Source organism: Variovorax sp. P1_H12_2 (assembly GCF_056405335.1).
Genome location: NZ_JBFUCI010000260.1, coordinates 1 through 9,121, shown reverse-complemented (window position 1 = coordinate 9,121; position 9,121 = coordinate 1). Strand labels below are relative to the sequence as shown.

At 67.5% G+C, this 9,121-nt stretch carries 9 protein-coding genes; 3 read left to right on the top strand and 6 right to left on the bottom strand.

Annotation, left to right across the window (positions count from 1 at the left end; translation table 11 throughout):
• The coding region (locus AC1D2K_RS22755; protein ID WP_478091183.1) for a fimbrial biogenesis chaperone at positions 1 to 734 on the top strand (734 nt) is incomplete at its 5' end.
• Positions 735 to 904: 170 nt separating this feature from the next.
• Here the strand turns inward: AC1D2K_RS22755 and AC1D2K_RS22750 are convergent.
• The 6 genes from AC1D2K_RS22750 to AC1D2K_RS22725 form a co-directional block, all read right to left on the bottom strand.
• A complete protein-coding gene (locus AC1D2K_RS22750; RefSeq protein WP_478091181.1) occupies positions 905 to 1,690 on the bottom strand; it encodes a foldase protein PrsA in 786 nt (261 codons plus the stop codon).
• Positions 1,691 to 1,744: 54 nt separating this feature from the next.
• Positions 1,745 to 2,008 (bottom strand): BolA family protein, encoded by a 264-nt coding sequence (locus tag AC1D2K_RS22745; protein WP_478091180.1) that lies wholly within the window; start codon positions 2,006 to 2,008, stop codon positions 1,745 to 1,747.
• Positions 2,005 to 2,544 (bottom strand): septation protein A, encoded by a 540-nt coding sequence (locus AC1D2K_RS22740; RefSeq protein WP_478091179.1) that lies wholly within the window; start codon positions 2,542 to 2,544, stop codon positions 2,005 to 2,007. Before AC1D2K_RS22740 ends, AC1D2K_RS22745 begins: the two co-directional genes overlap by 4 nt.
• Before the next feature lie 8 nt (positions 2,545 to 2,552).
• Positions 2,553 to 2,972 (bottom strand): peptide-methionine (R)-S-oxide reductase MsrB, encoded by a 420-nt coding sequence (gene msrB, locus AC1D2K_RS22735; RefSeq protein ID WP_478091178.1) that lies wholly within the window; start codon positions 2,970 to 2,972, stop codon positions 2,553 to 2,555.
• Positions 2,969 to 4,450, bottom strand: a complete 1,482-nt coding sequence (locus AC1D2K_RS22730; protein WP_478091177.1) for a protein adenylyltransferase SelO — start codon at positions 4,448 to 4,450, stop codon at positions 2,969 to 2,971. Before AC1D2K_RS22730 ends, msrB begins: the two co-directional genes overlap by 4 nt.
• 70 nt (positions 4,451 to 4,520) lie before the next feature.
• Positions 4,521 to 5,519, bottom strand: coding sequence for an AraC family transcriptional regulator (locus AC1D2K_RS22725; RefSeq protein ID WP_478091184.1), 999 nt, complete (start codon positions 5,517 to 5,519; stop codon positions 4,521 to 4,523).
• A gap of 233 nt (positions 5,520 to 5,752) precedes the next feature.
• Here AC1D2K_RS22725 and AC1D2K_RS22720 point away from each other — a divergent pair, with 233 nt between their 5' ends.
• Complete coding sequence (locus tag AC1D2K_RS22720) at positions 5,753 to 7,555, top strand: carboxylesterase/lipase family protein (protein WP_478091176.1); 1,803 nt, start codon at positions 5,753 to 5,755, stop codon at positions 7,553 to 7,555.
• Positions 7,556 to 7,799: 244 nt separating this feature from the next.
• Positions 7,800 to 9,121: AMP-binding protein (locus tag AC1D2K_RS22715; RefSeq protein WP_478091175.1), on the top strand; the 1,322-nt coding region annotated here is incomplete at its 3' end.

The following is a 9,121-nucleotide window of genomic DNA, read 5'->3' as shown; positions in this document are numbered from 1 at the left end:
GCCTTCTGGTGTCGGTCCTTGTGCTGGCCGCGGCCCAGGCGATGGCTGGCGTGATGGCCGAGTCGACCCGCGTGATCTTCCCGCCCGATTCGAGGGAGCAATCGCTGCAGCTCGTCAACCTCAACACCTACCCGGTGGTGGTCGAGGCCTGGGTGGACGATGGGGAGCTGAACTCGGCGCCCGAGAACTCCACCGCGCCGGTCATTCCGCTGCCGCCGATTTTCCGCATGAACGCCGGCGACCAGCTGAGCCTGCGGCTGCTCCACACGGGGGCGCCGCTGGCCAAGGATCGCGAGTCGCTGTTCTGGCTCAACCTCTACGAGATCCCGCCCAGGCCGCTCGATCTGCCGCCCGACAGCGCGACCCTGACCGTGGCGGTCCGCACCCAGATGAAGGTCTTCCTGCGGCCCCAAGGCTTGCCGATGGCGGCTGGCGAGGTGGCCGACAAGCTCGTGCTGTCGCTTCAGGCCGAGCCCGGTCGACCCGCGCTCAAGATCGACAACCCGACGCCCTACTACGCATCGATCGCCGCGGTCCAGTATGCGAACGCGCCGGCGGCCGAACAGGTGGAGGCGTTGATGGTGGCCCCCTTCGGCAGCCTCGACGTGGACCTCAAGCCGCCGGCCCACGCGCAGGCAGACGCGGAGATCGCCTTCACGCTGATCGACGACGAGGGCAACGCCATCGTGCAGACGCGGTCGATCAAGTCGGCGCGGCGCCCGAACGCACCCTGAAAAAGCGACCCGTGCGGCGTCGCTTTTTGGTCCGACGCCAGGCGCAACCAAGGGCGTTCTCTTCCGCCGGTTCGAAGCCTCAGTCGTAGGGCAGGCGTTGCTGCGATCAAAAAGAAAGCGGCCCGCGGGCCGCTTTCTTGTCTGCTGGCGAGGCGTCTCGCCTGGCTCGATCACTCGACCTTGGCCTTCGCCCGCAGGTCGTCCTGGTACTTCTGCAGGCGCTGCTGTTGCAGCTGCTGCGTGATCTGCGGCTTGACTTCTTCGACTTTCGGCAGCTGTGCCTGGCGGATGTCGTCGACCCGGATGATGTGGTAGCCGAACTGCGACTTGACCGGCGCGGCCGTGGTCTCGCCCTTCTTGAGCTTGATCATCGCTTCCGAGAACTCGGGCACGAAGCTCGCGGGCGCTGCCCAGTCGAGGTCGCCGCCGTTGGCGCCCGAACCCGGGTCCTTGCTCTGCTTCTTCGCGATGTCCTCGAACTTGGCGCCCTTCTTGAGGTCGGCCAGGATCTTGTTGGCCTGGTCCTCGGTCTCGACCAGGATGTGGCGGGCCTTGAATTCCTTGCCGCTGTTGGCGGCAACGAACTTGTCGTACTCGGCCTGGACGTCGGCGTCGGTCACCGCGTTGGTCTTGCGGTAGTTGTCGAACAGCTGGCGGATCAGGATCGCCTGGCGGGCGAGTTCGAGCTGGTTCTTGTAGTCGTCGGTGGCGTCGAGGCCCTGCTTTTGCGCCTCCTGCATGAAGATCTCGCGCGCGATCACTTCCTCGCGCAACTGGCCCTGCATCTCGGGCGTCACCGGCCGGCCGGCCGCGGCCAGCTGCTGGGCCAGCACGTCCATGCGCGCCTTGGGCACGGCCTTGCCATTCACGATGGCGGCGTTCTGCGCCAGGGCGGCGAACGGAATGGCGCCGACCAGGGTGGCGACCGCGACGGCCTTCAGGATGTTTGTCTTCATAGGGGGAGGGGTGTGGTTCGCCGCACGACCGTGCGGGGGAGGTGATTCGACGCCTTAAAGCGTCTCGATGGCAAGCGCGTGGAGGCCCTGTGCGATGAAAAGTTGCAGCGCATCATACACAAGCCGATGGCGCGCCACGCGGGGCTTGCCGGCGAACAGCGGCGAGGCGATGCGGACCCGGAAATGGGTGCCGTAGCCCTCGGCGCCGGCGCCCGCATGGCCGGCATGGGCGGCGCTCTCGTCGATGACTTCGAGTTCGGTCGRCTGCAGCACCTCGCGCAGCCGCAGCTCCAGGTCCCGGGCGGTAGGAAGGCTCATGCTGCAGGCTTGTCCGACTTGAGATGGGGCGAGATGTAGAGCCCCTGAGCGATCAGGAACACGATCGGGAAGACGTAGCCCCAGAGCTTGAAGTTGACCCAGGCCTCGGTCGTGAAGTAGGCCGCGACGTAGCCGTTGAGGACCGCCATGAAAAGGCAGTAGCCGATCCAGGCGACATTGAGCCGGCCCCAGACCGGGGTCGGCAACTCCAGCTGCGCACCCAGCAGCATCTTGAGGAAGTTCTTCTTGAAGCCCCACAGCGCGACCGCGAGCGCGATCGCCATGGCGCCATAGAGCACGGTCGGCTTCCACTTGATGAAGCGGTCGTCGTGCAGCACCAGCGTCAGCGAGCCGAACAGCAGGATCAGCACCAGCGTGGCCTTCTGCATCGGCAGCAGGCGGCGCTCCATGAACCAGGTGATCGCCATCTGCAGTGCGGTCGCGGCCATCAGCACGCCGGTGGCCGTGTAGATGTCGTAGAACTTGAAGGCGCCGAAGAACAGCAGGATCGGGAAGAAGTCGAGAAAGAGTTTCATGGTCGGGTTCAGTCGGTCTCGCGCTTGTGGAAATCCAGCGAGGCCGAGTTCATGCAGTAGCGCAATCCGGTTTCGGTCGGGCCGTCGGGGAACACGTGGCCCAGATGGGCGCCGCAATTGGCGCAGACGTTCTCGGTGCGCACCATGCCGTGCGTGCGGTCGACGATGTTGCGGATCGCGCCGGGCACCGCTTCCTGGGAGAAGCTGGGCCAGCCGCAGCCGGCATCGAACTTGGTGGCGGATTCGAACAGCTTGGCGCCACAGCAGATGCAATGGTAGCTGCCGTCTTCCCAGTGGGCCTCGTACTTGCCGGTGAAGGGGCGCTCGGTGGCGGCATGCCGGGTGACCTCGAAGGCCCCGCGCTCGGCGCCCTTCTCGGCCAGCAGGGCTTTCCATTCGGCATCGGTTTTCTGGACGGGAGAAGTCATGATGAACAGCTGATTTCGATCGTGGAGGCCCAGTCGGGCGGGAAGCCGGCAAAGTCGTCGTGGCCGGCGTGGTCTGCAAATGGGGCTTCGAGCAGTCTCAGCAAGGTGGCGACGCCGTCGAAGTCCTTCTGCTGGGCCGCTTCGATCGCCTGCTGGGCCAGGTGGTTCCGCAACACGAACTTGGGATTGCTCCCGAGCATCCGGCCGGCAGCCTCGGCGGCCGGCGTTGCCGCACGCCGCCCGGCGTACGCCTGCAGCCAGGCGTCGAAGCCCGCGCGGTCGATGAACAGGTCGCGCACCGGCTCGGGATTGTCGCCTGCCACGGCGTCGGACAGCCGGCGCCAGAAGATCGTGTAGTCGACCTTCTCCTGCGCCAGCAGCTGGAGCACGCCCTCGATCAGCGCCCGGTCGCCGTCGGCGGCCTCGGCGAGACCGAGCTTGCTCCGCATGCGAGCTTCGAAGGCGTTCGGGAACACGGTCTTGTACGACTCCAGCGCCGCGACCGCGACCTCCTGGTCGCCGATCAGCGGCAGCAGCGCCTGCGCCAGGCAGAACAGGTTCCAGTAGGCGACGTTGGGCTGCTGGTTGAAGGCGTAGCGGCCGGCCGTGTCGCTGTGGTTGCAGACGTGGCGCGGATCGAAGCCGTCGAGGAACTGGAACGGCCCGTAGTCGATCGTGAGGCCGAGGATGCTCATGTTGTCGGTGTTCATCACGCCATGGCAGAAGCCGATGGCCTGCCATTGTGCGAGCAGGACGGCGGTGCGCTCGCTGACCGCCTCGAGCAGCGCGGCATAGGCGTTGCCGTTGAAGCGCGATGTCGTGCGGCAGGCCGGGTAGTAGCGGTCGATGACGTAGTCGGCCAGGGCGCGCAGTTCGTCGTCGCGCTGGTTGGCCGCGAAATGCTCGAAATGGCCGAAGCGGATGAAGCTGGGCGCGACCCGCGTCACGACCGCGGCGGTTTCGAGCTCCTCGCGCCGCACCCGGGCATCGGAGCCGGTCACGCACAGGGCCCGCGTGGTCGGGATGCCCAGCCCGTGCATCGCCTCGCTGCAGAGGAACTCGCGAATGCTGGAGCGCAGCACGGCGCGGCCGTCGCCCATTCGGGAGTAGGGCGTCAGGCCGGAACCCTTGAGCTGCACTTCCTGCCCATCCGCGGTTTCTCCGAGCAGGATGGCGCGGCCGTCGCCGAGCTGGCCGGCCCAGACGCCGAACTGGTGGCCGCTGTAGACGCTGGCCAGCGGGCGGCTGCCGGCGATTGGCAGATTGCCGGTAAAGGCGGCCAGTCCTTCGTCGGAATGCAGCCACGAGGCGTCCAGGCCGAGCTCGCGCGCCAGGTGCTCGCTGCGGCCGACCCAATAGGGATCGGGCAAAGGGCGGGGCTGGAGTTCGGTGTAGAAGGCGGGGCCCAGCGCCGAAAAGCCCGGGGCCCAGCGCAGACCCAGGTCGACCAGGTCCGCTTCGTCTGCAAGCATGCTCATGGGGGGCATTGTCCCGCAGCGGGCGAGACCCCGGGCCGCAGGGGCCATCCCGATGCCTGGCAGGCGGAACTCAGAGTCCGGCCGGCACCGTCGTCCCCGGCACCTCGCCGCTCTCCCACAACTGCGCCCGGTACTGCGCCGGCGGCAGTCCGAACCAGCGCTTGCAGGCGCGAAAGAAGTTGCTGCTGTCGACGAAGCCGAGCAGGTCGGCGACATCGGTGAGGGTGTGGCGCCGGTCGGCCAGGTACTTCTGCGCCAGTTCGCGGCGGGTGTGGTCGAGCAGGGCCTGGTAGGAGCTCGACTCGGCCTGCAGGCGGCGCTGCAAAGTGCGCTCCGCGACGCCGAGGCCGGTCGCCACATCCTGGCGGCGCGGCTCGCCGCCGGGGAGCCGGCGAATGATCTCGGTGCAGACCCGGCGGCTCATGGTGCTGTCGGCCAGCTGGGTCAGTTGCTCGTCGAGCAGGCGCTCGTGCAAGGCCGCCAGCGCCGGATGCTGCGTGGGGATCGGCGCGCGCATGTCGGCGCCGGCCAGCAGCAGCCGGTTGGACTCGGCGCCGAAGCGCAGCGGGGCGCCGAAAGCCGCGCGATGCGGCGCGTCGCTGGGCGGCGGCGCGAAGACGAATTCGGCCGCCAGCGGCCGCAGTTCGCGCCGCGTGAGYCAGCCGCACAGCATCAGCATGGTCAGCATTCCGTACTCGACGCGCTGGCGCGGCACCGGCTGGCGGTTGCCGACATGGCCGATCACCAGCCAGTGGCCGCGGGCATCGGCCTCGAGCTCGAAGGTGGCGGCGTCCGAGATCACCGCCAGGTAGCGCGCCAGGCGCTCGAGGCCGGCCAGCAGGTTCGGGCTGCAGGTCAACGCGTGGCCCAGCGTGTCGAAGTTGCCATGGCGCGCGGCGAGTTCGCGCGCCAGTCCGAGCGTCGACTTGCCGGAGCGGGTCACGGCCAGCCGCCAGAGCTGGCTGATCTCGTCGGCCGGGAAGCGGGCTTCGGGCCGATCGATCCTGGCAGCGTCGAAGCCGCTGTCGCGCAGCAGGGCCGGCACGTCCAGACCCTCGGCCGCGAACATGTCGAGCACGCCGCGCAGCCAGGAGCCCGAGCTGGTGCGCGTCGGGGCGACCGGCGGGGCAGGGTGCAGGAAATCGGGCGTTTGCGTTTCTGAAGTCACTGGTTTGGCGCGCTTGCGATAGCAGGCATGGAAGGGGTCGTTCCTAGAATTTTCCAGGGCTGCGAAGAACCAGCGAAGTATCGAGGCCAGCCCTGGCAGAAGGCATTCCGAATAACCCGATGAGGAGACAAGACATGAGCATGACAGCCCGGAAATGGGGCGCGGGAATGGTGCTACTGTGCGCCATGATCACCGCCTGCGGCGGATCATCCGATCCCTCTTTCCCTCTGACGCCGCCCGCGGCCGCCAATGGCAATCCCCCGGCCACACCGCCCGTGGCGGCCGTGCCGCAGACGCCGGCGCAGGATCCGCCGACGCTGCGCCAGACCGCCCAGGGCAAGGTCGGCGGCGTCGACGACAGTGCCCGCTCGGGCACCTGGTGGTGGAAGGGCCTGCCGTTCGCCCAGCCGCCGATCGGCGCGCTGCGCTGGCGCGCCCCGGCCGAGCCCGAAGCCTGGACCGACGTGCGGCCGGCCAAGCAATTCGGCAATCCCTGCCTGCAGATCGGCCGCATCTACGGCCCGGGCGCCAACAACACCTATGACGCCACGATCGCCGCCACGCTGAACACGCCGGTGGGCAACGAGGACTGCCTGACGCTCAACATCTGGCGTCCGTCCACGACCGACGAGAAGCTGCCTGTGATGCTGTTCATCCACGGCGGCAGCAACATCTCGGGCTTTACCGCCGACCCGGTCTATGACGGCGCGAACCTGGCGAAGAAGGCCAACGCGGTGGTCGTCACGGCCAATTACCGCCTGGGCGTGCTCGGCTTCCTGAATGTGCCGCAACTGCACGTCGGCGGCAGCGAGGGCGACGACTCCGGCAACTTCGCGCTGCTCGACAACCTGGCGGCGCTGCGCTACATCCAGAAGAACATCGCGGGCTTCGGCGGCGATGCAGGCAATGTCACGGTGATGGGACAGTCGGCCGGCGCGATCAATTTGCTGGCCCTGATGGCTTCGCCGATGGCCAAGGGCCTGTTCCACAAGGCGATGCCGCTGTCGGGCGGCATCTCGCTGGCGAGCAACCTGCCGGCCGGCAGCCTGCCGACGCTGAACCCGGCCTCGGCCTACCTGGCGCAGGGCAACGGCCTGCTGCGGAACCTGCTGGTGGCGGACGGCAAGGCGGCCGACCTGGCGGGCGCGGCGACCTACGCCGCCGGCCTGAGCAACGCGCAGGTGGCCGACTACCTGCGCGGCAAGGACGGCAAGACCATTCTCGCCACGGTGCTGGCCAAGGGCCTGACGGGCTCCGGCCCGATTCCCGACGGCGCGGTGCTGCCGGTCGATCCGATCGCGGCGATCGCGGCCGGCCAGTACCTGAAGGTGCCGACGGTGACGGGTATGACGCGCGACGAGGGCAAGCTGTTCACGCCGTTCCTGCCACTCGTCGGCGGCCCCAAGGTCGGTTTCAAGATCGACGATGCGACGCGCTTCACGATGATGCAGAACTTCAATCCGGACGCGGCCCCCACGCTGACCTCCGCCGACATCATCGATCCGGTCTACCTGCCGGTGACGACGGCGGTCTCGGGCTACGACGCCATGACCGCGCGGATCACCAATGCCTTCATGGTGCCGAGCCGCAACAACCTGCTCGACACGATGAAGACCCAGCAGTCGAACGTCTGGCACTACCAGTTCGACTGGGCGCAGCAGCCGGCGCCGTGGAACGAGGTCTATGGCGCCGCGCATGCCTTCGACCTGGGCTTCGTGTTCGGCAACTTCGGCCCGTCGCTGTTCTCGAACGCGACCAACAGCGCGGCCAATCGGCCGGGCCGGGTGGCGTTGTCGGACGCCATGATGTCGAGCATCGCCGCCTTCATGCGCAACGGCGATCCGAACACCGGCGCGCTGGGCACCACCTGGGCGCCCTGGCCGTCGAAGCTGAAGTTCGACGCCACGCAGACTGCATTGCAGATCACGACGCAGTGAGTCGACGCCTGACGCGGTGGGGACAGCGTCTCGAGGGCTGCGTCCAGCAGCAGCTTTCGCGATCGCTCCCTTCGGGTGCTCCTGGTGCGCTTGCGTTCGGGAGCAGAATCCGCCGCGGTCACGCGAGTGCTTTTGGCTTTCTGGGCGGCGCAGTGCGGGTTTCTGTCATTGTGCGCGGGGCCGAAGATTGCGTGAATCGTCGTTGTCCGCAAAATTATTGAAGTCCATTTGAAGGAGCCTGTAGATGCTGGGTTTGATGCAAGACCAACCGCTTTTGATTTCGTCGCTGATCGAATTCGTGGAGCGCCACCATGGCGACGCCGAAATCGTCTCGCGCCGGGTCGAGGGGGATCTCCATCGCACGACGTGGGGACGGATCGCGGCGCGGTCGCGACAGGTCGCCAATGCGCTGGACGACGAGAAGCTGCAGTTCAGCGACCGCGTGGCGACACTGGCCTGGAACGGCTATCGCCACCTGGAGCTGTACTACGGCGTCAGCGGCAGCGGGCGTGTGCTGCACACGATCAATCCGCGCCTGCACCCGGACCAGGTCGCCTGGATCGCCAACCATGCCGAAGACCAGATCCTGTGCTTCGACCTCTCGTTCCTGCCGCTGGTGCAGGCGGTCCACGCCAAGTGCACCACGATCCGAAAATGGATTGCACTGTGCGATGCCGACAAGCTGCCGGCGGATAGCGGCGTGCCCAACCTGGTGAGCTACGAGACCTGGATGGGACAGCGCTCCGAGGTGTACCCATGGCCGAGCTTCGACGAGAACTCGGCCTCCAGCATGTGCTACACGAGCGGCACCACGGGCAACCCCAAGGCCGCGCTCTACAGCCACCGCTCGACGCTGCTGCACGCCTATGCCGCGGCCTTGCCGGACGTCATGTGCATCTCGGCGCGCGACTCGGTGCTGCCGGTGGTGCCGATGTTCCACGTCAACGCCTGGGGTATTCCGTATTCGGCCGCGCTGGTCGGCGCCAAGCTGGTGTTTCCGGGGCCGGCGCTCGACGGCAAATCGGTCTACGAGCTGATCGAAGCCGAGAAGGTCACTTTTGCCGCCGGCGTGCCCACCGTCTGGCAGATGCTGTTGGGGCACCTGCAGGCCAACGGCCTGAAGTTCTCGACCCTGAAGCGCACCGTGATCGGCGGCTCGGCCTGCCCGCCGGCCATGATCGACGCCTTCCAGCAGCACTACGGCGTGGACGTCCTGCATGCCTGGGGCATGACCGAGATGTCGCCGCTGGGCACCTTGTGCACCCTCAAGAACAAGCACCTCGTGCAGACGCCCGAGGAGCAGACCGCGATCCGCATGAAGCAGGGCCGCGCGATCTTCGGCGTCGACATGAAGATCGTCGACGGCAACGGCGAGGAGCTGCCCTGGGACGGCAAGGCCCCTGGCGACCTGCTGGTCAAGGGGCCATGGGTGGTCAAGGAGTACTTCAAGGCCGAGGGCGGTGACCCTCTGGTTCCCGATGCGCAGGGCCGCGGCTGGTTCCCGACCGGCGACGTTGCCACCATCGATGCCGACGGCTTCCTGCAGATCACCGACCGCAGCAAGGA

Coding starts and splice junctions, on each gene's coding strand:
- AC1D2K_RS22750 (WP_478091181.1), bottom strand. CDS start 1,690: ATGAAGACAAACATCCTGAAGGCCGTCGCGGTCGCCACCCTGGTCGGC.
- AC1D2K_RS22740 (WP_478091179.1), bottom strand. CDS start 2,544: ATGAAACTCTTTCTCGACTTCTTCCCGATCCTGCTGTTCTTCGGCGCC.
- msrB (WP_478091178.1), bottom strand. CDS start 2,972: ATGACTTCTCCCGTCCAGAAAACCGATGCCGAATGGAAAGCCCTGCTG.
- AC1D2K_RS22730 (WP_478091177.1), bottom strand. CDS start 4,450: ATGAGCATGCTTGCAGACGAAGCGGACCTGGTCGACCTGGGTCTGCGC.
- AC1D2K_RS22720 (WP_478091176.1), top strand. CDS start 5,753: ATGAGCATGACAGCCCGGAAATGGGGCGCGGGAATGGTGCTACTGTGC.